This window comes from Prosthecobacter fluviatilis (genome assembly GCF_042655725.1).
Classification (GTDB): domain Bacteria; phylum Verrucomicrobiota; class Verrucomicrobiia; order Verrucomicrobiales; family Verrucomicrobiaceae; genus Prosthecobacter; species Prosthecobacter fluviatilis.
Genome location: NZ_JBHSMQ010000004.1, coordinates 260,033 through 284,795, shown reverse-complemented (window position 1 = coordinate 284,795; position 24,763 = coordinate 260,033). Strand labels below are relative to the sequence as shown.

20 protein-coding genes and 2 tRNA genes are annotated in these 24,763 nt (G+C 61.5%); 9 read left to right on the top strand and 13 right to left on the bottom strand.

The window, feature by feature from the left end:
* The first annotated feature begins 16 nt into the window (after positions 1-16).
* Complete coding sequence (locus ACFQDI_RS12645) at positions 17-2,860, top strand: DUF1553 domain-containing protein (protein ID WP_377167053.1); 2,844 nt, start codon at positions 17-19, stop codon at positions 2,858-2,860.
* 19 nt (positions 2,861-2,879) lie between these two features.
* Here the strand turns inward: ACFQDI_RS12645 and hemB are convergent, their stop codons facing one another.
* From hemB to ACFQDI_RS12625, 4 genes are all read right to left on the bottom strand, one after another.
* Positions 2,880-3,854, bottom strand: a complete 975-nt coding sequence (gene hemB, locus ACFQDI_RS12640) for a porphobilinogen synthase (RefSeq protein ID WP_377167051.1) — start codon at positions 3,852-3,854, stop codon at positions 2,880-2,882.
* Between the two features lie 88 nt (positions 3,855-3,942).
* Positions 3,943-4,017, bottom strand: a tRNA-Met gene (locus ACFQDI_RS12635).
* Positions 4,018-4,025: 8 nt separating this feature from the next.
* Positions 4,026-4,100, bottom strand: a tRNA-Asn gene (locus ACFQDI_RS12630).
* 91 nt (positions 4,101-4,191) lie between these two features.
* Positions 4,192-5,502, bottom strand: coding sequence for a phosphoribosylaminoimidazolesuccinocarboxamide synthase (locus ACFQDI_RS12625; protein ID WP_377167049.1), 1,311 nt, complete (start codon positions 5,500-5,502; stop codon positions 4,192-4,194).
* A 164-nt stretch (positions 5,503-5,666) separates the two neighbouring features.
* Between ACFQDI_RS12625 and ACFQDI_RS12620 the strand changes: the two genes are divergently transcribed.
* Positions 5,667-7,367, top strand: coding sequence for a glutamine--tRNA ligase/YqeY domain fusion protein (locus tag ACFQDI_RS12620; protein ID WP_377167047.1), 1,701 nt, complete (start codon positions 5,667-5,669; stop codon positions 7,365-7,367).
* 93 nt (positions 7,368-7,460) lie between these two features.
* Here ACFQDI_RS12620 and ACFQDI_RS12615 read toward each other — a convergent pair whose 3' ends face one another.
* Positions 7,461-7,913: a hypothetical protein gene (locus ACFQDI_RS12615; RefSeq protein ID WP_377167045.1), complete on the bottom strand. Its 453-nt coding sequence runs from the start codon at positions 7,911-7,913 to the stop codon at positions 7,461-7,463.
* A gap of 131 nt (positions 7,914-8,044) precedes the next feature.
* A complete protein-coding gene (locus tag ACFQDI_RS12610; RefSeq protein WP_377167043.1) occupies positions 8,045-9,325 on the bottom strand; it encodes a tetratricopeptide repeat protein in 1,281 nt (426 codons plus the stop codon).
* Between the two features lie 157 nt (positions 9,326-9,482).
* On the opposite strand from ACFQDI_RS12610, the gene ACFQDI_RS12605 reads away from it, so the two are divergent.
* Positions 9,483-9,740 (top strand): DUF1232 domain-containing protein, encoded by a 258-nt coding sequence (locus ACFQDI_RS12605; RefSeq protein WP_377167041.1) that lies wholly within the window; start codon positions 9,483-9,485, stop codon positions 9,738-9,740.
* A 141-nt stretch (positions 9,741-9,881) separates the two neighbouring features.
* On the opposite strand, the gene tgt is transcribed toward ACFQDI_RS12605, so the two are convergent.
* The 5 genes from tgt to ACFQDI_RS12580 all read right to left on the bottom strand — a co-directional run bounded on the left by tgt (position 9,882) and on the right by ACFQDI_RS12580 (position 16,193).
* Entirely contained in the window at positions 9,882-11,537 is a 1,656-nt protein-coding gene (gene tgt, locus ACFQDI_RS12600) for a tRNA guanosine(34) transglycosylase Tgt (protein ID WP_377167039.1), read from the bottom strand.
* Positions 11,538-11,612: 75 nt separating this feature from the next.
* A complete protein-coding gene (locus ACFQDI_RS12595) occupies positions 11,613-13,622 on the bottom strand; it encodes an ATP-dependent helicase (RefSeq protein ID WP_377167037.1) in 2,010 nt (669 codons plus the stop codon).
* On the bottom strand, positions 13,619-14,728 hold the full coding sequence (purN, locus tag ACFQDI_RS12590) for a phosphoribosylglycinamide formyltransferase (protein ID WP_377167035.1): 1,110 nt from the start codon (positions 14,726-14,728) through the stop codon (positions 13,619-13,621). Before purN ends, ACFQDI_RS12595 begins: the two co-directional genes overlap by 4 nt.
* Before the next feature lie 188 nt (positions 14,729-14,916).
* Complete coding sequence (locus ACFQDI_RS12585) at positions 14,917-15,711, bottom strand: hypothetical protein (RefSeq protein WP_377167033.1); 795 nt, start codon at positions 15,709-15,711, stop codon at positions 14,917-14,919.
* Positions 15,712-15,860: 149 nt separating this feature from the next.
* The gene (locus ACFQDI_RS12580; protein ID WP_377167031.1) at positions 15,861-16,193 is read right to left on the bottom strand and encodes a HesB/IscA family protein; all 333 of its coding nucleotides are present in this window, start codon (positions 16,191-16,193) and stop codon (positions 15,861-15,863) included.
* Positions 16,194-16,329: 136 nt separating this feature from the next.
* Between ACFQDI_RS12580 and mutL the strand changes: the two genes are divergently transcribed.
* The 5 genes from mutL (at position 16,330) to ACFQDI_RS12555 (ending at position 22,549) form a co-directional block, all read left to right on the top strand.
* Positions 16,330-18,273 carry a DNA mismatch repair endonuclease MutL gene (gene mutL, locus ACFQDI_RS12575; protein WP_377167029.1) on the top strand — a complete coding sequence of 648 codons (1,944 nt, stop codon included), beginning with the start codon at positions 16,330-16,332 and terminating at the stop codon, positions 18,271-18,273.
* Between the two features lie 230 nt (positions 18,274-18,503).
* Complete coding sequence (locus tag ACFQDI_RS12570; RefSeq protein ID WP_377167027.1) at positions 18,504-19,799, top strand: DUF1501 domain-containing protein; 1,296 nt, start codon at positions 18,504-18,506, stop codon at positions 19,797-19,799.
* 324 nt (positions 19,800-20,123) lie between these two features.
* Complete coding sequence (locus tag ACFQDI_RS12565; protein WP_377167025.1) at positions 20,124-20,534, top strand: hypothetical protein; 411 nt, start codon at positions 20,124-20,126, stop codon at positions 20,532-20,534.
* A gap of 396 nt (positions 20,535-20,930) precedes the next feature.
* Positions 20,931-22,217: a phosphopyruvate hydratase gene (gene eno, locus ACFQDI_RS12560; protein WP_377167023.1), complete on the top strand. Its 1,287-nt coding sequence runs from the start codon at positions 20,931-20,933 to the stop codon at positions 22,215-22,217.
* 8 nt (positions 22,218-22,225) lie between these two features.
* Positions 22,226-22,549 (top strand): FtsB family cell division protein, encoded by a 324-nt coding sequence (locus ACFQDI_RS12555; protein ID WP_377167021.1) that lies wholly within the window; start codon positions 22,226-22,228, stop codon positions 22,547-22,549.
* Positions 22,550-22,844: 295 nt separating this feature from the next.
* On the opposite strand, the gene ACFQDI_RS12550 is transcribed toward ACFQDI_RS12555, so the two are convergent.
* The gene (locus ACFQDI_RS12550; protein ID WP_184337899.1) at positions 22,845-23,084 is read right to left on the bottom strand and encodes an acyl carrier protein; all 240 of its coding nucleotides are present in this window, start codon (positions 23,082-23,084) and stop codon (positions 22,845-22,847) included.
* A 94-nt stretch (positions 23,085-23,178) separates the two neighbouring features.
* A complete protein-coding gene (locus ACFQDI_RS12545; RefSeq protein WP_377167019.1) occupies positions 23,179-23,919 on the bottom strand; it encodes a hypothetical protein in 741 nt (246 codons plus the stop codon).
* Positions 23,920-24,061: 142 nt separating this feature from the next.
* Between ACFQDI_RS12545 and ACFQDI_RS12540 the strand changes: the two genes are divergently transcribed.
* Positions 24,062-24,757 (top strand): zinc metallopeptidase, encoded by a 696-nt coding sequence (locus ACFQDI_RS12540; protein WP_377167017.1) that lies wholly within the window; start codon positions 24,062-24,064, stop codon positions 24,755-24,757.
* Positions 24,758-24,763 lie beyond the last annotated feature (6 nt).

Sequence of the window (24,763 nt, the reverse complement as noted above, 5' to 3'; positions counted from 1 at the left end):
TGCCTCTGCCACTCAGATGATCCGCCGCGCCTTTTGCTTTGCTTTGGTGACCGCCGCCGCCAGTGCGGCGGACATGACGCATTTTGAGCAGCGCATCCGCCCGCTGCTCATCGCGAACTGCATCGACTGCCACGGCCCCGACAAGCAGAAGGGCGGCCTGCGGCTCGACTCCCGCGCCGGTTGGCAGACGGGAGGCGACTCCGGCCCTGCTCTGGTGCCGGGCAAGACCGCCGAAAGCAAGCTGTGGCAAGCCGTGAGCTACTCCGACCGGGATCTGAGAATGCCGCCCAAGCGCAAGCTCAAGGACAGCGAGCTCGCCGATCTCAAGCAATGGATCGAATCTGGCGCGCCTGACCCACGCGACGAAGTGGCCAGCAGCAGCGGGAGTGGCAAATCTGCGCGGGCGGATGGCAGCTTTTGGTCCTTTCAGCCCCCCAAGCCTGCGCCTGTCCCCGGGGTCAAAAACACGGCCTGGCCTGCCAATGACATCGACCACTTCATCCTGGCCCGGCTGGAGGCCAATGGGCTGACGCCTGCACCGGACGCCGCACCTGCGGTCTTGCAGCGCAGACTGGCCTATGACCTCACCGGACTGCCGCCAGACCTCAGCCTGCCCGTGCCCACAAAGCCTGAGGCCTATGAGAAGCGCGTGGATGAACTTCTTGCCTCCAGCGCCTTTGCGGAGCGTTTTGCCTCGCACTGGCTGGACATCACCCGTTTTGCGGAATCCTCCGGCGGGGGGCGCTCCCTGCCCTTCAAAGATGCGTGGCGTTTCCGGGATTACGTCATCGAGTCCATCCGCGACAATGTGCCGGTGGACCGCATGATCACCGAACATCTGGCAGGCGACCTCCTGCCGGCCAAGGACGCTGCCGCAAGGCGCAGGCAGGTGACAGCCACAGGCTTCCTGGCCCTGGGGCCGACCAATTACGAGGAACAGGACAAGGGCATGCTGCGGATGGACATCGTGGATGAGCAGCTCGACACGCTGGGCCGTGCCTTCCTGGGGCTGACCATCGGGTGCGCCCGCTGCCATGACCACAAGTTTGACCCCATCTCGGCCCGGGACTACTACGCACTGGCGGGCATCCTGCGCAGCACCAAGACGCTGAAAAACTACACCGACAACGTCGCGCACTGGATCGACACTCCGCTGCCGCTGGACGGGGAGGCCGAAACAGCGCTGCAGAAACACGAGCAGCAGGTCAATGCGCTGAAGGACCAGATCGCCGCGCTCAAAGACAACCTGCGGGATGCCGGCAGCGCGGACCTGCGGTCGCGCAAGAACATCGCCCTGAGCGACCTGCCTGGCATCGTGGTGGATGACAGCGCTGCGCAAAAAGTGGGCATGTGGAAGAGGTCCACCAGCTACGCGCCATACATCGGCGCAGGCTATCTCAGTGACAACAATGAGGGCAAAGGAGAGAAGACCATCACCTTCACACCGAAGATTCCGAAGACCGGACGCTACGAGGTGCGTGTGGCCTTCAATGCCGGGCCCAACCGCGCCGAGAGCGCCACAGCCACCATCCTGCATGCGGACGGAGAGGAACTGAAAGGCGTGAAGATGACCACTGACAGCCTCAAAGGGCTGCAGTTTGCCAGCCTGGGAACCTACCGTTTTGAAGCGAACGGACAGGGCTTTGTGCTCATCTCCAACGCGGGCTCGCAGGGCTACGTCACCGTGGATGCGGTGCAGTTTTTACCTGCAGATGAAACGCCTCCGGAACCGCTGGCGGCGAAAGCCAAGGAATCTCCCACCGCGGCCAGGCTCAAGCAGCAGCTGGCAGAACTGGAGAAGGAACTCAAAGCGCTGCAAAAGAACCAGGCTGAGCGCCCAGAAGCCATGTCTGTGGCGGATGACACTGCGCCTGAAGACGCCAAGATCCACATCCGCGGCAGCATCCGCAATCTGGGAGCGACCGTGCCGCGCGGATTCATCCAGGCCGCACTCCATGGCAGCGTCCCGGCCATGCCAGCAGATGCCAGCGGCCGCCTGCAACTGGCGCAGTGGATCACCTCACGCGACAACCCGCTGACGGCACGCATCATGGTGAACCGCGTGTGGCACTGGCTGTTTGGAGCAGGCATCGTGCGTACCACGGACAACTTCGGCTCCACCGGCGAGGCCCCGAGCCACCCTGAGCTGCTGGACCATCTGGCCCTGAAATTCATCGAAGACGGCTGGAGCCTGAAGCATCTGGTCAAACAGATGGTCATGAGCCACGCCTACCGCATGAGCTCCGCCCATGGAGGCGCGGCAGCGCAGCAGGACCCGGACAACCGCCTGCTGAGCCACATGAACCGCAAACGCCTCGACGCGGAATGCCTGCGAGATGCCATGCTGACCGCCGCAGGCACTCTGGACCGCGCCTTCTGCGGCCCGGGTGTGAGTGAAGTCAAGGCGGTGGATGCCAACGACCAGAAGATTCAGAACATCGAGTACGGCTACCAGTTCCTCGACACGCGCCGCAGCCTCTACACCGCAGCATTCCGCAATGTGCGGCATCCGCTGTTTGAGGTCTTTGACTTTGCGGACATCAACCAGCCCATCGCCCAGAGGACGACGAGCACCGTCGCCACCCAGGCCCTCTTTCTGATGAACTCCCCCAAGGTCATCGAGCAGGCGCGCAATGCCGCCGATGTGGTGCTCAAGTCATCGCCTGAGACTGGCAAACGAATCGACACCGCGTTCCAGAACTCCTTGCAGCGTGGCCCCACGGAGAAGGAGCGGGGACAGGTGCGCGAGTTCCTTGAATCCAGCCAGTCAGGGAATGCGAGCGCGGATGACGTGAGAGACCTCTGGGCACGGTTCATCCAGACGCTGTGGGCCACGCCAGAATTCCGGTTTCTCGACTAACCGAGGGATGGCCAACGCTTCACCGCCACGCAGCGGCCCACTGCTTGGCAAAGTAGGTCAAAATCATATCCGCACCTGCACGGCGGATGCCGGTGAGGGATTCATTCATGATCTTGGTTTCGTCGATCCAGCCACCGGCAGCCCCGGCTTTGATCATCAAGTACTCGCCGCTGACCTGATAGGCCGCGATGGGCAACATGGTGGCGGCGCGAAGTTTGGCGATAATGTCGAGGTAGGGCCCTGCGGGCTTGACCATGAGGATGTCTGCGCCTTCGGCCTCATCGAGCGCGGCTTCGCGCAGGGCCTCACGCGCATTGGCGGGGTCCATCTGGTAGGTCTTCTTGTCCCCGGCCTTCGGTGCTGAGTCCAGGGCGCCACGGAAGGGGCCGTAGTAGGCGCTGGCGTACTTGGCGGTGTAGCTCATGATGGAGACGGACTGAAATCCGGCGCCATCCAGCGCAGCACGCAGAGCGGCCACGCGACCGTCCATCATGTCGCTGGGAGAGACGATGTCCGCGCCGGCACGCGCATGGCAGAGCGCCTGCTGGCAAAGGACTTCCACGGTTTCGTCGTTCAAAATGCGGCCATCATCGGCGACAAGGCCGTCGTGGCCGTCGCTGTTGTAGGGATCGAGCGCGACATCGGTGATGACGGTGAGCGTGGGGTGGGCGCTTTTGAGGGCGCGGATGGCGCGTGGGACGAGGCCGTCGTCCGCATGGCAGGCTTCGGCTCCGCGGGTTTTGAGTTCGTCGGGAATGCGCGGGAAGAGCACAACAGCGGGAACGCCGAGGGCGTGTGCTTCGCCAGCTTCTTTGACCAAGCCTTCGAGGCTCCAGCGCGTGCAGCCGGGCATGGAGGCGATGGGGGTGTTTTCGCTGCCTTCCTGAAGGAAGAGCGGGTAGATCAAATGGCCCGGCGTCAGCTCTGTTTCACGCACGAGATCGCGAATGGCGGGAGACTGGCGGTTGCGGCGGGGGCGGATTGGGAGATTCATCTGCCGTGAATATTGGCGGAGAGAAAAGCCAAGGGCAAACGCCGAATTTTATCGGCTGCGATGATGCCAACCACGTGTGGGGTTATCGTGGTGGCAGAGGGGAGATTTGAACTCCCGACCAAAGGCTTATGAGTCCTCTGCTCTACCCCTGAGCTACTCTGCCGTTGACGATGGCTCCTGAGGTAGGGTTCGAACCTACGACCTAGTGGTTAACAGCCACCCGCTCTACCGCTGAGCTACTCAGGAATCACTTTTCCCGCTCCCGAAGAAGGGGGCGAGATGGATAAACGTTCTCGCCAATCGCGCAAGCGTTTTTGGCATGTAATTTAACTGTTTTTCAAATCACCGCGTTTGCCGCGAGCAAATCCCCCAGCAAACCGCGCTGGCGGTAAAACTCGACTTCCTCGGCACCTGCGGCTTCGAGATCCGCACGGATCTCTGCGGCATCGCGCTCTGCGGCGACGTGCTGGCGGATGAGCGCCGTCTTGCGGGCCTGCAGATCAAGGAACTCCATGTCCACCACGGGTGTCTGGGGCCATTTGCCATCTGCCTGGCCGGCCTTGAGCACCTGCTTGAAGGGTTTGCCGATCTTCTGCGCCTGCACCTTGGCTTCATTGATACCGGAATACCAAGCGGGATGCACGATGCGGTAGTAGTCGCGCATGGCCTGCTTGTTGTAATGGATGACCAGCTTGCGCCCTTCCACATCGAGGAAGGTGGTGCCACGGAAGGAGTCGGCGTCGATGGTGTCCACGAAGAGCAGCTCTTCGCGATCCACGGCAAACTCCCACTTCAGATCCCAGAGAAGAAGGCCTGCGCTCTCCAGCAGCTCGCGCACGGCCCAGCCGCCGAGAATGGCGAGCTTGACGGTATGCAGAAAATCATCGCTGCTGAGGCCGGACATCATGAGGGCCTCCTGCTTGCTCACGGCACGGTCTTCGGGCTCGTACTTGCTGGTGAGGTCATAGATGGGGCGCTCCAGCATCTCCCACACGCCCATGGGCTTGGAGAGGCCGAGCTCCTGCTCGTAGCTGCGTTTGGCCGCATCGCTCAGGCTCTGGTACTTTTTCAGGATGGACGAGCCGCTGGTGACCCCAAAGCGCACGATGTACTCCAGCGGCACCACGTACGTGGCGCTCTGGTGAAACTGGGCGTAGTCAAAGACATGGGTACCCAACAGCGTGCGCTGCGGCGGGTGCATGACCGGGAAGCGGCGCACGACATTATAGCAGCTCGGATTGGCAGGCAGCCCTGTGCGCACGATCTCCCCCGTCACGGCGTCCACCATGCCGACATGGTGGGTGGCGGCGCCGTGCTCCAGCATGGTCTCCATGGGGCCGGTGAGGAGCTCCTTGCGCCAGGCGGCGTCCATGGGGGTGTTTTCGATGGCGGCTTTCACACGCTGCCAGGTCTCCGGCTGGCCGAGCCTGGAGTACATGGCGTGGCGGAAGATGGCGCGATTGAGGTCGTTGCCTTCGATGTTGAAGATGGAGCCCACGTCAAAGACGGAGCCTGCCGGGGTGGTCTCGCACACGACGTAGCCAGGGTGCCCTGGCACGGCGTAGAGGTTCTGTACCGAGCCGCGATAGACGGGCTCGCCGAGTTTTGAGAGATCGAGATGCGTGGGCGCTGGGGCGGGATGGGACATGGTTGCTGGGAAAAACAACGGATTCCGCCCCTGTGCAACTGGGAACAGAGAAGCGCGAACTTTGAACTTTAAACTTTGAACTTTAAACTTCCGTCTCCTACTTTCGCCCTCCTTCGACCCCAATGTCCGTGAAATTAAATCTTTGGGCCGAAACTCCGCCCTCCATGTCCGAAGCCGCAGCCTCCACCCCAGCCTCCCTCGATTTCATCCGTGAAATGATCGCCGCCGATCTCGCCGCAGGTCGCAATGGCGGGCAGGTCGTCACCCGTTTCCCGCCGGAGCCGAACGGCTACCTGCACATCGGCCACGCGAAGAGCATCTGCCTGAACTTTGGCCTGGCCCAGGAACACGCCCCGAATGCCCGCTGCCACCTGCGCTTTGACGACACCAACCCCACCAAGGAAGAGGTGGAGTATGTGGACAGCATCATGGCCGATGTGAAATGGCTGGGCTTTGACTGGGGAGACAACCTCTTCTACGCGAGCGACTACTTTGAAAAGCTGTACGCCTTTGCCGAGCAGCTCATCACCAAAGGCCTCGCCTATGTGGATGACCAGACTCATGAGGAGATGCGCGCCAACCGCGGCACGCTGACCTCCCCCGGCACCCGCAGCGCGGGCGCTGACCGCAGCGTGGAGGAGAACTTGGACCTCTTCCGCCGTATGCGGAAGGGTGAATTCAAGGAAGGTCAGTGCGTGCTGCGTGCGAAGATCGACATGGCTTCGCCGAACATGAACATGCGTGACCCGGTGATCTACCGCATCCTGCATGCGCACCACCACCGGACTGGAGATGCCTGGTGCATCTACCCCATGTACGACTACGCGCACCCGCTGAGCGATGCGCTGGAGAGCATCACCCACAGCCTGTGCACGCTGGAGTTTGAGCACCACCGCCCGCTGTACGAGTGGCTGATCAACAACGTGGACGGCCTGCCCGGCGCGCCGTACCAGCGCGAATTTGCCCGCCTGAACCTGACTTACACCGTGATGAGCAAGCGCAAGCTGCTGCGTCTGGTGAAGGAGGATCTGGTGAATGGCTGGGATGACCCGCGCATGCCCACCATCAGCGGCATGCGCCGCCGTGGCATCACCGCCGCTGCCATCCGCAGCTTCTGCAAGACGATCGGCCTGACGAAGTTCAACTCCCTCACCGAGATCGCGCTGCTGGAGCACGCCATCCGCGAGGACCTGAACAAGGTGGCGCGGCGTGCCTACGGCGTGGTGAGGCCCATCAAGGTGGTGATCACCAACTACCCCGAGGATCAGGTGGAGTACTTCGAAGCGCCGAACCATCCGGAAGACGCCTCTGCTGGCACGCGCCAGGTTCCGCTTTGCCGCGAGCTCTACATCGAGTCCGACGACTTCATGGAGTTCCCTTCCGACGGCTTCCACCGCCTCAAACCCGGTGGTGAAGTGCGCCTGAAGTTTGCCTTCTGCATCATCTGCCAGGAGATCATCAAGGATGACGCAGGCAACATCGTGGAACTGCGCTGCACCTACGACGACGCCACCCGCCATGGCAAAAAGCCGGAAGGCCGCACCAAGCCGAAAGGCATCATCCACTGGGTCAGCGCGCGCCATGCCATCGACGCCACCGTGCGCCTGTATGACCGCCTCTTCACCGTGGAAACACCGGATGCGGATGCCGGCGAGGACGGCGATTTTACGAAGTTCCTGAATCCCGCATCGCTGGAAGTCATCACGAATGCGAAGCTGGAACCCTCATTGAAGGACGCCGCCCCCGGCAGCCTGTGGCAGTTTGAGCGCGTGGCGTATTTCTATGCCGACCCGATTGATTCGAAGCCCGGAGCGCCGGTGTTTAACCGCACGGTGACGCTGAAGGATGGGTGGGTGAAGAAGTGATCAAGCGCCCCCCCTAGGGCGACTTTGAGAGACAGGCTGCCGCTTGCATGCCTGCTCTCCGGGTGTGCCTACCGGTGGTATGAGGCGGACTTCTCAGTCCGCCTCTTTTGGGTCTGCGCCTCGCTGCTTCAGATGACAGAAATAGCAAACACCGAACCAGGGCAGAGTCTCCTCCTGCAGCAAAAGCTTGCTGCACGTGCGGCATTTTTTACCGAGATGACGATCCCACCAGTCCGGGCAGTCAGACTCGGGTTCTACAGGAGATGGAAAGAAGAATGGGATCTCCAGATGCTTTTCGATCAGCCGCCCTGCCTCGGAAGCTATCTGCGTCTCAGGCCACGGCGGCACAGCCTGATTAAAGATGCGCAAGTCGCCATCCGAACCTCTCAAATGGGCCACTTCTTCAATACCATGGGAGGGACCGTAGGCGTAAACGGCTTGAACACTGATCACCCAGCCGCTGCTGTCCCCGTCCCAAAGAGCCTGCACAGCCACGGGCCTGCGCTGCAGAAGAGCGACGGCTTCAAAGATGGCAAAGGCGGTCATGGCTTCGGCAGATCGCAGGTGGTTATCCGCAGCGCAGCGCCACGCGGTCGATTTGTTCCAGGTTCATGCACCAACGTTAAAGCAGGTGACGAGCCGGTCAAATGAGGGGGCGGAGAGCCAACCGGATGCGGTCAGCCCGGTGAGCCGCTCTTTTGGCGCTCCTTTTTTGCCTCCCCCTTGAGCAGGTCGGCCAAAATTTTGCGCGCGGTCAGGGTGTCCGTATCTCCAGGGCCCAGCACACGGGTGGATATGGGGATCAGGCTGCGGCACAGCTCTTCCGCCTCAGCTTTTTTTCCTTGCATCGCCAGCAGTTCAATGATGCAGATCTGGCAGCGCAGGGTCTCGCGGTGCTCGGGACCGAACACGCGGAGGAAGTCGGGCATGACCTTGCTGTATTCGCCGCCGGCCTCCTCCAGCCTGCCCTGCTGAAGAAAGATGATGCCCAGAGTTTTGCGTGCTTCCAGTGTGTCAACGTTATCTGGCCCCTTGGCCTGGGTGCTGCCGGCGATCAAACGGCGGCAGGCGTCCTCCCCTTTGGCGCCTTTGTGCTGCATGGCCATGGACCGGAGGTAAAAGGTCAGAGTGCGCAAGGTGCACTCATGCGCGAGCCCCAGCGTGCTCTCGCACGCGGGCATGAGCTGGCGGCATTCCTGCTCGGTGTCGGCCGTCTTTCCCTGCTCCAGCAAAGTCTGGGCATAATTGCACCGCGCGATCAGTGTTTCCTGATCTGCGGTGCCAAACTCACGCACGGAGAGGGGGAGCCACTGGCGGTACGTTTTTTCGGCCTCGGCATTTTTGCCCTGCTGACGCAGCGCATGGGCGAGCAAGGTCTGGCAGCGGATTGTTTCGGCCCCCTTCTCGCCATGGGTGCGCACCATGCGGGGCAGCAGCTCGCGCAGCTGAGTTTCGGCCTCCACGGCTTTGTTCTGCAAGACCAGCATGAAGGCAAGGTTTTTGCAGGTCTGCAAAGTGTCCTTGTCAGCCGCGCCGAGCACACGTGCCTGGACGGGGATCAGGGTGCGTGACATTTCGACCGCCTCTGCGGTCTTGTACTGCGAGCTGAGGGCCAGGATCAGGTGGAACTGGTGGAGGAGAGTCAGTCGGTGCTCCGCGCCATAGGCCTGCGACATCAGAGGCAGCAGCGCACGAAGCTGGGCCTCAGCCTCGTCTCCCCGTTTCAGCAAGGCGAGGCTCTTTACCAGCTGTATCCATGCCTCCAGCGTTCGCTTGTCCGCGTCGCCGTAGGCCTGCCCACGTGCCACCGTGAGTTCTCTGGCAGCCAATTCCGCCTCCTCATATTTGCCCCGTTCAAGCAGTGCCACGACGGTTTCGTAGGCCTGCGGGCTGGTGTCAGCCCCCAAGCAGTGCGTGGAAACAAGCAGCAGGCAGGTGAGTGCAAGAAAGGGCTTCATGGGGAGGATATGGCGGCTGGATGCCCGCCGAAACTGGCGCGACTTTTATAGACGCCGGATGGCAGACTTCCAACGGCGGGATTCCAAAATTTGCCCAAGGATGTTTTGGCGTGGAGATGCGCGGGAAGGCATACTGCGGCATTCCTCCCTTTCCCCTATGAAACTGATTCGCGACCTTGTGGTGCTTGGTTCGGGCATCGTGTCCGCACTCTATCTGCTGAACGTCGGCTTTGGCATTGTGGAGTTCATTCCCGACAACACGCCCATCTTTGGCAATCTGGATGAGGCGGCGGCCACGGCACTCTTGATTAACTGCCTGGCCTACTTCGGCGTGGATCTGGGGCATTTTTTCAAGCGCAAGGAAGAACCGGGAAAACCGGAGCCGAAGACGCATGACATTGATGTCAGCAAGTGATGCGACGCACGAGGCGTTGAGTAAAAGCGGAGCGCTGGATGGCTTGGAGGAGGGGGGCCATCCTGGTCCCCTTGCGGATGCGCGACGCGATACAGGGTCTGGCTAAGGCGGAGCGCTGGATGAACGCGGAGCGTTGAGGGATCAGGATGATCCCTCTCCTGCCAGAGGCTCGCGAGTACTTTCCACCACCACATCGGGCGCAGGTCCTTCCCCAGCGTTGTCCTGCACCAGCGTCCACTTCAGTCCCACGCAGTAGCGCGACTCCCATACATCCCTGCGGATCAGCGTATCAGCGGCACCGTGGCGCAGGTAGGGAAAATGGCGCTTGTGGTGGAGCGCGAGGCGCAGGGGCGAGAGATCATCGCTGAAGCTGACGAGGTGCAGTGGGCGCACGGGGCCTTTGGCGGCTTCGGCTTCGTAAAGAAGGATCACCCCAAGGGCGGTGGCGGCGGCGGACAGGTGCGTGTCCCACACGACGAGCGGTGGTGAGTCGGCGGGGAGTCGCAGGTGCTGGATGATCTGGGACTCGGTGGTCGCATCGAGCTGCGGCGTGGTGCACACGATGCGCGCGGTGGCGCTGTGGCGGATTGTCGGTGGATCGCCGCACAGCTCGTAGTCGCCCACATGCTCCACTTTGGTGGAGGTGCGCTTGGGAGGCGTCACAGGATGGTCCACGTCTTCGATGGGCAGGATCTCGCGGCGTTCCTTGTAGAGGGGGAGGAAGCGGTCTTCCAGAATGCTCTGGCGCACCTCGCGCATGAGCTGGTGGTAGAAATGGATGTTGTGCTGGCCCACGAGCGTCCAGCCCAGCGGCTCCTGGGTCTTGGTGAGGTGGTGCAGGTAGGCGCGCGTGTGCGTAGCGCAAACGGGGCAGGTGCAGGAGGGATCGAGGCGGTCCTCGCTGAATTTGTAAACCGAGCGGCGCAGCTCCACGATGCCACGGGAGGTGAAGGCGGTGCCGCGCTTGGCAACCTGTGTGGGGATGATGCAGTCAAACATGTCCACACCGCGATGCACGGCCTCCAGCACATCCAGCGGTGTGCCCACGCCCATGAGGTAGCGCGGGCGGTCTGAGGGCAGCAACGCCGCCGTCAGTTCGCACACGTCCTCGCGCTCGTTCTTCTCCTCGCCCACGGCCAGGCCGCCGATGGCAAAGCCGTCAAAGTCCAGCTCCATGAGCCCTTCCGCGCTCTCACGCCGGAGCTGCGGATACAGCGCGCCCTGCACGATGCCAAACATGGACTGCGGCGAGTCCTCCCGCGCAGCGAGACTGCGCGCGGCCCAGCGCCGGGTGATCTGCAGCGCCGCGCTCGCGGCCTGCTCATCCGCCGTGGAGGGAATGCACTGGTCCAGCACCATCATGATGTCGCTGCCGATGGCGCGCTGCATTTGAATGCTGAGCTCCGGGCTGAGCAGGATGCGCTGGCCGTCCACGTAGCTCTGAAACACCGCGCCCTTTTCCGTCATCTCGCGCGAGTGCGGCAGGGAGAAAATCTGGTAGCCGCCGGAGTCGGTGAGCACGGAGCCGGGCCAGCGCATGAACTTGTGGATGCCGCCGAGCTTCTTGAAAACCTCCGGCCCGGGGCGCAGCAGCAGATGGTAGGTGTTTGCCAGCAGGATCTGCGAGCCGGACTCATGCAGTGTCTCCTGCGTCTGCGCCTTCACGGTGGCCTGCGTGCCCACCGGCATGAACAGCGGCGACTGGATGGTGCCGTGCAGCGTGCGGAAGGTGGTGGCGCGTGCGCGGGAGCCGGAGGCCTGGGCATCGAGCTGAAACTGGAGACGGGAGGGCGACATGCGGGACGCTTGGGCGAGGGCGGCGGTTTTGTTGCGGGCAAAAGTGCCCGCATCACTGGTCACTGGGAAGCGCGGTTACTTCGGATCTGCGAGCATGGCGCGCAGACCGGAGAAGAAATTGGTGTTCTCCTCCTGCGTGGTGGTTTCGTTCATGTGCTTGGTGTAGTCCAGCTCCTCGACGTACGTGCGGTCCAGCTCCTTGAGGAAGGTGCTGGGCATGCTGCTCTGCACCTTGCCCCACTTCATGCGCGTGCGGGTGTAGCTCATGGTGAGCTTCTGCTTGGCACGGGTAATGCCCACGTAGAAGAGACGGCGCTCCTCGTCCACACGGCCTTCGTCAAAGCTGCGCTTGTGCGGCAGGATGCCCTGCTCCATGCCGGGCAGGAAGACGACGGGAAACTCGAGTCCTTTGGACGCGTGCATGGTGATCAGGCACACGCCCTTTTTCTTTTCGATGTCGTCCTTCTCTTCGCGGTCGTCATTGAGGCTGACTTCATCCAAGAACCCGGCGAGGCCGCTTGCGCGGTCGCGCTCGGCATGGTTCGTCATGCTTTTCAGCAGTTCATTGATGCCGTTCTCCCAGCCTGCGAAATCATCGGGCTCTTTGGCGGCCTTCTTGAGATATTCCATGTAGCCGACCTCAAGGATCAGCGCCTGGGTCATGTCCACCAGATTGGTGCCGGGCGTGCTGGCAGGGCCTGCGTACTTGGTGATGAGTGCGGTGAAAGTGCGTATGGCATTGCGCCCCTTTTCAGGGATCTGGCGCAGGAAGTCCTCATCGCACAGCGCCACCCAGATGCTGTGGTGCTTCTCCATGCTGCGCTCACGCGCGAGCTCGGCGGTGGCGCTGCCGATGCCTCGCGTGGGGGTGTTGAGGATGCGCAGCAGCGCCATGTCATCGTGCGGATTGTGCAGCACGCTGAGATAGCTCAGGATATCCTTCACCTCCCGCCGGTCAAAGAAGCTGCGGGCACCGACCACGCGGTAGGCGATTTTGCGCTGGCGGAAGGCCTGCTCCAGGATTCGTGACTGCTCATTGGTGCGGAAGAGCACGGCGAACTCTTCCAGCGCCTGCTTGTTGGCAAAGTGGGCGGTCTCCACTTCCTTCGCGATCATGTCCGCCTCTTCCTTGTCATCCTCGTTGGCAATGAGACGGACAAGGTCTTTGCCCTGGTTGCGGCTCCAGAGCGACTTGGGCCTGCGGCCTGCGTTGTTTTTGATGAGGCTGTTGGCCGTGTGCAGGATGGGCGTGGTGCTCCGATAATTTTCCTCCAGCTTCACCACGTGCGGATTGGGGAAGAAGTTTTCGAATTCGGTGATGTTGGTGATCTCCGCACCGCGCCAGCCGTAGATGGACTGGTCGTCGTCCCCCACCACGCACACGTTGTAGGGTGCGGGCACCAGCGCGCGCAGCAGGCGCATCTGCAGGGAGTTGGTGTCCTGGAATTCATCCACCATCACGTAATGGTGGCGGCTCTGCACCATGGCACGCACCTGGGCGTTTTCCTCCAGCAGCTTCACACCGAGGATGATGAGGTCGTCAAAGTCCATGACGTTCAGCCCGCGCATCTCGTCCATGTACTTTTCCATGACTGCGGCATCGAGGCTTTCTTCGGGATTCCCCAGGCTCTCGCCCGCATTCTTGGCCTTGCTGATGCGCATGAGCGCCATGCTGGGGTCCAGCGTCTCATCCTTCACCAGCAGGGTCTGCAGCACGCGCTTGATGAGCGTCTCCTGCTCTCCCTGGCTGTAGATGGCGAAGTTGTTCTTGTAGCCCACGTGCTCGGCAAACTCGCGCAGCAGACGTACGCAGAAGGCATGGAAGGTGCCGACGACGACCTTTTTGCCGAGGCCGTCGCGCACCATGCCCTTGATACGCTCGCGCATTTCATTCGCCGCCTTGTTGGTAAAGGTCACCGAAAGGATGTTCTTCGGGTTGATGCCCTCGTTCACCATGTAGCTGATGCGCGCGGTGAGCACGCGCGTCTTGCCGGTGCCTGCGCCCGCCAGGATGAGCAGCGGGCCGTGGATGTGCGTGGCCGCCTCGCGCTGCTGCGCATTGAGTGTTCCGGTAAAGCCGCTCATGACGCACCCGCACCTCTGACGGGAAGACCACGTTCACACCATTCGTTCAGCACCTGCGGCAGCAGCTTGTGCTCCTCCACCTTGATCCGGGCATGCAGCGTCTCGGCGGTGTCGCCAGCGTGCACCGGCACCTTGGCCTGCGCCAGGATGAGACCCGCGTCGATTTCTGCGGTGACGAGATGCACGGTGCATCCCGTTTCCTGGGCTCCCTCATCCAGGGCCATCTGCGGCGCATTGGCGCCTTTGTGCTTGGGCAGCAGCGAGGGATGCACATTCACAATGCGCCCGGCATAGGCGCTGATGACGGGCTCTTTGAGAATGCGCATGAAGCCGGCCAGCACGACCACGTCCACGCGAGCACGCTCCAGATGCTCAAAGATCTCCTTCTGCGCGGCTTCGCTGAGCCTGTGCGGATTGGCACCGCCGTCCACATGCAGCGCAGGCAGCCCCGCCTCACTCGCGATCTTTCGGAAACCCGAGTCGGCCTGGTCCGTGAGGGTGACGGCAATCTCAGCCTTCAGCTTTTTCTCCGAGATGGCAGCGATGATGGCGCGCAGGTTGGACCCCGCACCGGAGCCCAGCACGGCAAGACGCAGCAGCCCGCTGCTTTTCGCCCCCGCATCCCCCGCCTGCATCTTGTTGATCGTCTTGGTGGTGGAGCGCCCGGGCACGAGAGGCAGGATGCGGATCTCAGCACCCGCCTGCTCCAGAGCCGTGCGCTCTTCACGGTTCAGAGACTCCACGGTGTAGTCCCCGCCTTTGGCGTACACGTGCGGCTGGATGGCTTCGATCAGCGACGTGGCGCGTTCATCTCCAAACACGACAACGGCGTCCACAGCACGCAGCGAGGCCATCACTTCGGCGCGGTCATTTTCAGCGTTGAGCGGACGGTCCGGACCTTTGAGCTTGCGCACGGAATCGTCGGAATTCAAGGCAACCACCATGGCGTCTCCCAATGCGCGCGCCTGCTCAAGGTAGCGCACATGACCTGCATGCAGGAGATCAAAACAGCCATTGGTGAACACCAGTTTTTTTCCCTGGGCGTCCAGGGTGTCACGCAGTCGCCGGACGTCGGCGATGGTGGCGGGTGTGTAGTCTTCGGGCATGCCTCTGCTAATGGCGTGAACCTTGGCGGATGCAAGGAACGAGCGTTCTGAAATGCAACGTGAGGCCGCATGCCAGCACAATGATTATTCAGTCGGCAGCCTCCGCTCTGCGCGCTGTCACTGCGCAGCCATAAAAAAGCGGAAGGGAGCGCCTTCCGCTTTTTTGAAAATCGCGATTTGCTGGATTCTCAGTCTTGTTTGGACACCACCTTGGCCGTGCTGCTTTCAAGCACAGCGGCGCCGGGATCGCGAGTGAGAGGCCAGTAGGCGTCCATGTTGAGCTTGGTGGGAGGCGTCATTTTAAACTGCTCACCAGCCTTGGTCGAAAAGCCCTGGTAGGCGAGCGGCATCAGAGTGACGCAGACGCGATCCTGATCAAACTTCTGCACGTGCAGCGCTGCGGCGAAGGTGCTCTTCTGGTCGAGGACCAAGGAGTCGCCCACCTGATAGGGATCCGCCTTGCCCTTGTTGCCAGGAAGAACGATCTCAATGTCCACGTCTTCGATGTCTGCGGAGCGGGCGCGCACGACCCAGCCTTCGGTGATGACGTCGGTGGCGGTGAGCGGGCGTGCATTAATCACCTGAAAGGTTCCCTTCACATAGAGGGGCTGCTCCTGCTTGTAGTTGCGGATGTAGGAGCGCTTGAGAAGGTCGTTTTTTACCGCAAGCTGCTCGCGGTTGAATGAATAGAATTCGGCCAGCAGATCGCGGGCGGGGAGGAACTTGCCCTGAGGCACGGTGTAGCTGGTAAACTTGCGAAGGGGGTCCAGCTTGTCGAAGCGTGCGAGCACGCGGTAGTTAAATGGTTTTTCAGGGTGAGCAAAGACCATGATGCTGAAGAACCAGCAAAATGTCGCGAAGCCCATCAGTAAAGTGATGAGAATGGTCCACCAGAAAATGCCTCCAGAGTCCTTCTTCTTGGAAAAACTCCCTCCACCGTAAGAACGGTATTCGTTGCCATCGCTCAAAAATCGAATTTGCATGACAGATTTGCGAAAATTTTAGTATCTATAAGTCAGGAATGTTCAAATTCTACAATATTGACGGAATTTGAAAAGGAATTTTTGTGAATAAGTTGGCAGCAAGTTTGCTCCATTTTTAGCTAATTAATCAACTAATCCGAAGCTTAGATTTAGGTAGGCTGAGGTTCAAATGAAGTGCCGCAGCCGCAGCTCCGGGCAGCGTTGGGATTGGTGAGCTTGAAGCCGGCGTCCGCCAGCGAATCGACGTAGTCAATCTGGCAGCCGCGGAGGTAGCCGAGGCTCTCGGGGTCGATGATGATGGAGACGCCGTCCTGCGAGTGCACCTCGTCACCGACCTGGGAGTGGTCCAGGGCCATGACGTACTGCATGCCGGCGCAGCCGCCTTTCTCCACGCGAAGACGCAGTCCGGTGCTCTCATCTGCATTTTTTTCGGCGATGAGAGATTTGAGATGTTCGACGGCGCTGGAAGTGAGTGAAATCATGCGGGTGCAGGCAATGGATGGCATGTGTCTGATGGCCGAGGAGCACGGAGATTGCAAATCCCCATCTGGCAGCCAAGATAACATTTCCGGGCGGTGGTACAGGCTACGCTTCCCATTCCTCACTTTATCGAAATACATGGCTAAAATACGCATTCTTCCAGACGCACTCGCCAGCCAGGTGGCCGCGGGCGAGGTCGTGGAGCGCCCGGCCGCGCTGGTGCGCGAACTGGTGGAAAACAGCCTGGACGCCGGCGCACGCCACATCGAGGTGCATGCCCAGCGCGGCGGCATCGCGATGATTCGCATTGTGGATGATGGGAGCGGGATGGACCGGGAGGACGCCATGCTGTGTCTGGAGCGCCACGCCACCAGCAAGATACGGACCAAGGAGGACCTGGGAGCGATCCACACCTTCGGATTTCGCGGCGAGGCACTGCCCAGCATCGCCAGCGTGTCGCGCTTCCGGCTTGCCACGCGTGAAAGGTCCGCGCTGGTGGGCACGGAGATCGAGGTCAATGGCGGCAAGCTGGTGGCCGTGCGCGACCATGGAGGTGCCTCCGGCACGGTCATCGAGGCGCGTTCGCTGTTTTTCAACGTCCCCGCGCGCCGCAAATTTCTGCGCACGGAAAACACGGAATTTTCCCATGTGGAGCAGCAGCTGAGGCTGCATGCCATCGCCAACCCGCAGACAGCCTTCACCCTGACCCACAACGGGGAGCTGGTGCTGCACCTGCCCGCCACGCGCGACATGCTGGAGCGCATCCGCGGCCTGGTGGGGGACGAACTGGCCTCCCGCCTGCTCAAGGTGGAGGAAGCCACCTGGCATGGCATCACGGTGTCCGGCTACATCGGCGGCCCGGGCATGAGCCGCTCCAACCGCCAGATGCAGACCACCTACCTGAACGGCCGCCCGATCGAGAGCGCCAGCATCTCCTACGGCCTGCGGGAGGGCTACCACACGGCCCTGATGAAAGGGCAGCACCCCGTGACCTTCCTGTTCATCCAGATGGATCCGCATGCGTTTGATGTGAACGTGCATCCCGCCAAAAAGGAGGTGCGCTTTCATGACGGCCACAGCGTGCGCGACGCCATCTCGCGCTGCGTGAGCAACACGCTGGAAAATGCCGCCAAGCTCCCCTCCGGCCATGCGCCGGCACGCGCCATGCCTGCGGCCTCCGCCCCGCGCACGCCCGTGGTGCCAGACAGCCGGCAGGAGCAGTTTGCGCTGCCTGTCGCTCCCTCCACCGCACCGCTGAGGGACATCACCGTGCCCTCGCCGCTACCCGCGCCCGCCCCAGCCGCATCTGCGGTGTCTCATCGTGTGGCGGATGTACTGCAAAGGATCGCCGCCGCACGCAGAGACACCGCTGCGCAGCCCCCGCCTCAGCCACCCGCAGAGCAGGACGCCCCCCCCGCCACAGCGCCTGACGAGGAAGAGGAAAATGAGGAAGCGCCAGCCCCCGCCAAAGCTGCGCCCGCAGAGCCCCCTGCCCCGCCGGAGTACCGCATCATCGGCGTGCTGCAAAAGCTCTATGTGCTCATGGAGAGCAAAGAAGGGCTGGTGATGATGGACCAGCACGCCGCGCATGAGCGGGTGAACTTTGAGAAATTCCGCCGCGCCATCGAGACCGGCGGCGTGCCCTGTCAGCGGCTGCTCATACCCATCACCCTGCAGACCACCCCGCGCGACGCCGACCTGCTGAAGCAGAACCTCGCAGCGCTCAACCGCCTGGGCATCGAGATCGAGCCCTTCGGCCCCAACATCTTCAAGGTGGAGACCCTGCCCGCGTTTCTGAAGACCGACGATCCCGCCGCGTGGCTGGACCAGGTCATCGAAGAGCTCAGCAGCCTCAGCAGCAAATCCTCCAGCCTGCGCCTGAGCGAGGACGCCATCGCCACCATCGCCTGCCGCGCCTCGGTGAAAAGCAACGACGTCCTCTCCATCCCCGAGCTGCAGGCCCTCTTAAAAGACCTCTTTGCCTGCGAGATGCCCTACTGCTGCCCGCACGGAAGACCCACGCTGGTGCAGATCTCCACGAATGAGCTGGAGCGGAAGTTTGGACGCAGAGCGCCGGGTTAGCCAAGGGCGGCCACCACACTCCTCTCTGCTTGGCAGGCAGTTTCTTATCCGAAGATCATGGGCTTCGACGGCGGCTGGCTGAGGACAGTCAGCCCTGCCTACGTTGGGCATGCGCGTACCCACCGCGAGCAAGCCACCACCACCTCCACGGAACGAACCGCACAAATCTTGTGATAAGTCCTCCGCCTGCCAGCGTTAAAGGGGCGCAATCCCCATCCCCTGCCCTGTCCATGAATCCCCTTCGCAATGACCTCAGCCGCCGCGCATTTGTCTCCGGTGCCGCCAAGACCTTTCTCGGTGTCAGCACGGCAGCCCATTTCGGCTCCCGCATCCTGGCCGCCCCCGGGCAGGGAGCCTCGCCGCTGAAGCAGGCCGCCACGGCGCGCAACGTGATCTACCTCTACATGAACGGCGGCATGAGCCACCTGGACACCTTTGACCCCAAGCCGGAAAAGCCGGACATTATGGGGCTGACCAAGGTCATCAGCACCAAGGTGGATGGCATCCGCGTCTCGGAGAACATCCCGCTGATAGCCCGGCAGATGGACAAGCTGGCCGTCATCCGCAGCATGATGACGACGCAGGGCGCGCATGAGCAGGCCAACTACTACCAGCACACGAGCTACACCATGCGCAGCAGCATCCGCCACCCCTCCATGGGTGCGTGGCTGCAGAAGTTTCAGGACCGTGGCAACCCCACGCTCCCCGGCAGCGTGATGATCGGCAATGACAGCCGCCATCCCGGTGCGGGCTTCTTTGAGAGCCGCTTCGCACCGCTGATGATCAACGACCCCGAAAGCGGCATCAACAACGTCAAGACCAACCAGTGGTTCACGGAGGAGCGCTTCAACAGCCGCCTCAGCGTGGCCAAGCAGCTCGACCGCCAGTTTGCCGAGACCTACAACGTCAAAAACGTGCGCGCCTACGCCGACATGTACGATGACGCCCTCAAGATGATGAAGAGCGAAGAACTTGCCGCCTTTGACCTCAGCGCCGAGCCCGACGCCCTGCGCAGCAAGTACGGCACGGACCGCTTTGGCCAGGGCTGCCTGCTGGCGCGCCGCCTCGTCGAGCACGGCGTCCGCTTTGTCGAAGTCTCCTTTGGCAGCTGGGACACCCACAACGCCAACTTCACCCGCGTGCCGGAACTGTGCGATGAGCTCGACTCCGCCCTCAGCACACTCCTCCAGGACCTGGAAGCCCACGGCCTGCTCGAAGAAACGCTGGTGGTGCTCTCCACCGATTTTGGCCGCACGCCGGAGATCAATGCCAACGACGGCCGTGACCACCACGCCCGCGGCTTCTCCTGCCTCATGGCGGGCGGCGGCATCCGGGGCGGTCAGGTCTATGGAGCCACCGATGCCGGAGGAAACGAAGCCACCGTCAATCCCGTCACCATCCCTGACTTCAACGCCACCATCGCCTACGCGCTGGGCATTCCGCTGGATCAGGTGCTCTACAGCCCAAGCAAGCGCCCATTCACCGTCGCGGACAAGGGCAGGCCGGTGACGCAGCTGTTTGGTTAATGCGGAGGAAAAGGACGCTCAATCAGCGCGACAGCGTCTTGGACTGCGGTGGCAGAGATGCACGGCGCAAGCCTGCATCGACGATACCGCTTTCGCGGGGTACTGAGTATTCATGGGCCTAAGCGTGCCGTCCGGCCTGCGAAAAGCGGTGTGGCGCTGCGCTTCCCACCGCAGTCCAAGACGCTGTCGCGTTTTTTTCGTGGGCACTGGGCCGTATGCCATGGGTCATGCGCGCTCATGCATGACATCTTTTCGTAAAGCTGCTGACGAACCTCACGATCTATGGATGATCGACCATGTTAGCCAAACCATAATGCCGATGCGATGACAGACCTGCCTGAATGGATTCCACAGGACCATCCCAGTAGAGACATCCTCTCGAAGTTGTGGGGGCAGCGTCGCGGATCCATTGATTTCAAACTGCTAGATCGTTGCTACTATTCAAAGGAAGTTCTTGAGTGGGAGTCGTTGTTGAAGACCACCCTTGTGGGAGTCGGAGAGGTGGATCATGGCCACGGAGAGTTTTATGTAGCCTCTGATGGACGTTGCTTTGGCCTGAGTTGTGTTCACGATGCTTTTTATTATTACGGAGACTCTTTCGAGAAGTATCGCCTGAGGGCGCTTCTTGGCAGACGCGCAAGACCAATGCTGCGTCCAGAGCAAACTTCAGTGACGCTATATGGCATCGACTATACCAAAGAAAGCCCCGAAACTTATTTTCCACCGCAGCATTAACAGAACTCCGCTGTTTACGCCACTTTTCGAGCAACCCCGCGAGCACCACAGCCGAGAAAGGTGCCGGGGCTTTGGCACCGAGCCGCTCATGCCTGGCATCTTTTCCGAGCACCACTAAGCACCCGAAAGCGCATAGGCGCCCGAAAGCGGTAGCTGCGCTCATCCTTCGCTGCGCGACCGCACTACAAATGGCCTTTACGCTCAGCCGCCCCCCTTCCCGATCCAGCTCCCAAGGTCTTTCCCTCCCCCGCCGCTCCGGGCCATCTCTTGCACCTCCGTCAAAACCTACCATTTGCACCCCCGCTCCGCCGGTGTATGAAGCCCCTCCCCCGGACTTTTCTCGAAACCTTCTTGAAAAATCCCCATTAATTAGCAAAACTTAAATAATCTATCCTCATGGACGAACTCACCATCTCGCGCATCATCGGACGCGAAATCATTGACTCACGCGGCAATCCCACAGTGGAAGTGGACGTGTACATCGAAGGCGGCGCCATGGGCCGTGCAGCCGTCCCCTCCGGAGCCAGCACTGGCGAACACGAAGCTCTGGAACTGCGCGACGGTGACAAGAAGCGCTTCCTCGGCAAAGGCGTGCTCAAGGCCGTGGACGCCGTGAACAATGAGCTGGCAGACGCCCTCATCGGCGCAGACGCCCTCGACCAGGTCGGCATCGACAACGCCATGCGCGAAGTGGACGGCACCAAGACCAAGGCCAAGTGCGGCGCCAACGCCATCCTCGGCGTCTCCCTCGCCGTGGCCAAGGCCGCTGCCGCCACCCTGGGCCAGCCCCTCTACAAGTACCTCGGCGGCCCGAACGCCAAGGTCCTCCCCGTGCCGATGATGAACATCATCAACGGCGGCGCGCATTCCGACGCCCCCATTGACTTCCAGGAGTTCATGATCATGCCGAAAGGCGCCCCCACCTTCTCCGAGTCCCTCCGCTACGGCGCCGAGGTCTTCCACTCCCTGAAGAAAATCCTGCACGACCTCGGCCTCAGCACCGCTGTGGGTGACGAAGGCGGCTTTGCCCCCACCCTGAAGAGTGCCGACCACGCGCTGGAAGTCATCGCCCAGGCCGTGGACAAGGCCGGCTACAAGCTCGGTGAAGACATCTTCATCGCCCTCGACGTCGCCTCCTCCGAGTTCTTTGACAAGGCCAAGAACAAGTACGTCTTCAAGAAGTCCGACAAGTCCGAGCGCAGCGCCGCCGAACTCGTGGCCTACTACGCCGAGCTCAAGAAGAAGTTCCCCATCATCTCCATCGAAGACGGCTGCGCCGAAAACGACTGGGCAGGCTGGAGCACCATCACCAAGGAACTCGGCGCCACCACCCAGCTGGTCGGCGACGATCTCTTCGTGACCAACGTGGAATTCCTCCAGAAGGGCATCGACCAGGGCGTGGCCAACTCCATCCTCGTGAAGGTGAACCAGATCGGCTCCCTCACCGAGACCCTCGACGCCGTCGACCTCGCCCACCGCCACGGCTACACCGCCGTCATGAGCCACCGCTCCGGTGAGACCGAAGACTACACCATCGCCGACCTCGCCGTCGCCACCAACTGCGGCCAGATCAAGACCGGCTCCATGAGCCGCAGCGACCGTATCGCTAAGTACAACCAGCTTCTGCGCATCGAGCAGGAACTGGGCGAGAACGCCATCTTTGGCGGCCGCATGAAAGTCTAAGCCCCCCTATGAACTACCGAGAAGTGCGCGCATCCGAGCCCCAGTCACGCTGGGAAGTCTGGGTGCGCGCATTCCTCAAGGTGGCACGCTTCGTTCTGCTGCTGCTCGTAGTGCCTGTCGTGTACGTTTTGTGCGACAACCCCATCCACACGCAGAACGCCATGCGTACGAAGCTGGAGCAGCTCAAGAAAGAGCGCACAGTGCTCCAGGCTGACCGCGACAAACTCCTGCGCCGCATGGAGTGGATCAAAAACGACAACGCTTACCTCGAAATGGCCGCCCGCGACCGCCTGCACCTGCAGAAGGAAGGCGAGTTTGTGCTGAGGTTTTAGCAGGGGCGGGAATGCAGCCGGAAAAGCCGCATGCATGAGGTGACGCCGTCCACATGGCTCAGCAGGCAAATCACGTGTAGCAGCGCAACACGCGCCTGTCATATCACGAGCCATTAAAAAACAGGCCTGTGGCGGAGAGGTTTTATACCACCGTTCGTTGAAAACGGGTCTGTTCTCGATGTTGACCTCCCTGATGGCGGAGCCATCTGCCCCCCCCCCCGCGCAACCCACAGCAAAAAAGCCAGGCGGAATGAACCACCTGGCTTTTGTTTGAAATCCTTGAGGGGGACCGATATTACTCGGCGTTTTCTTCGACGTAGCGGACGACATCGCCCACGGACTGAAGCTTCTCTGCCTCTTCGTCTGGGACGTCGATGCCGAATTCTTCTTCAAAGGCCATCACCAGCTCAACGGTGTCGAGGGAATCGGCACCGAGATCTTCGATGAACTTGGCTTCGGAAGTGACCTGCTCGGGATTCACGCCAAGCTGTTCAACGATGATGTCGCGGACTTTTTCTGTGATGTTTTCTGCCATAGATGGGGGTTGTTGGGATGGGGCGGAGCTTTAGCGGCTGAGTTTGCTTTGGCAAGGGGAAATTCCCGCCTTTTTCAATCTCAAAGAGGTGCCATTATTTTTTCGCCTCTTCAGGTACGGTTTCGGCGCTCTCTGTTTCAATGATTTTTTCGATCAATTCACCGCTGAACCGGGACAGCAGGCGCTCCAGCACACGTCCGGCGCCGTCAAACTTCAGGTCATCGATCACCGCGCGCTTCTCCTTGCCGTCTTCCGTCCGGTACCAGGCATACGCCAGCGCCTGGTGCTCCCACTTGCGTTTGTCCACCCGGCACACATCTGCGTAGCGTATCTGCCGCCCCTCCGGAGTCACCCAGTGGTCAGCCTCTGCGCGCAGCACCTTGTTCCTGTTCAGCAGGACGAGAATGCCCACCACCAGGGCTCCGGCAAAGCAGGCGTAGGCCCAGTAAAACTGCTCGGCGATCTCACGGTCGCTGTACAGCTTGGGGTCTTCCTCCCAGCCGTTCTGCGCGGCGTAGCTTTTCCAGCGCGGCACGTCGCCATCCACGCCTGTGGGCAGCCCCTTGGCCTTCGAGTCCGCCATCCACTGCTCCAGCCGCCCCTCTTTTTTGGCAGCCTCAAAGGAGGGCAGGTACTCCTTCATGAACCACTCCTTCTTGCGCGCCAGCGCGGCCACCTCTGGGTAGCCCCAGATGCCGTCCTTGAGAAACATGCCGCCAAACACCAAAAACAGCACCGCCAGCGGGCCCATGCGGCGGTAGTAGTACCAGGACGCTATGCGGCAGATGATCGGCTCTGAAGCCGGTGGGGGAGAGGCGGGGGCGGCGGTTTCCATGAACGGCGGACTCAATCGCAGCCAAGCTGGGAAGCAACACGGGATTTGTGTGACAAACTAGGCCCATTTTTGCAATGCCCGCACGCTATCCAAGACCACACTGCGCGCGTAATCTTGCGCAAACATCATTCTAAAAAAAACCATGTACATCGACCCACTCTACCTCCTGCTTTTTCTTGGCACGATGGCGCTGTCCTTCTTTGCCTCCTGGCGCGTGAAAAGCGCCTACTCCCGCTACTCCCAGGTCCCGGCACGGTCCGGCTTTACCGGAGCGCAGATCGCCCAGCGGATCCTCGACATCAACGGCATTCGCGACGTCAGCATCCACCCCATACAGGGCCAGCTCAGCGACCACTATGACCCGGGGAACAAGCAGCTCATGCTCAGCGAGGAAAACTACTACGGCACCAACGTCGCCGCGCTCGGCGTGGCGGCGCATGAGTGCGGCCACGCCATCCAGCACCAGCAGCTCTACGCCCCGCTGCAGTGGCGCATGGCCGCAGTGGGCATCACCACCCTCGCGGGTCAGATCATCCCCTTTGTCGGCTTTGGCCTGCTCTATTTCGCGCCCAAGATCGCCCTGCCCATCCTCGCCCTCTGCTTTGGCGTCGTGATGCTGTTTCAGCTCATCACCCTGCCGGTGGAGTTTGACGCCACAGCACGTGCCAAGCGCATCCTGGCCAGCACGGGCGCCATCGCCCCGGGAGAAGAAACCGCCGCCATGAGCCGCGTGCTCGACGCGGCCGCGCTGACCTACGTGGCGGCCTTCATCAGCGCCCTGGGCACCTTCCTCTACTACGCCATGCTCCTGCTCGGCGGGAACCGGCGCGAAGACTGAGCAGCC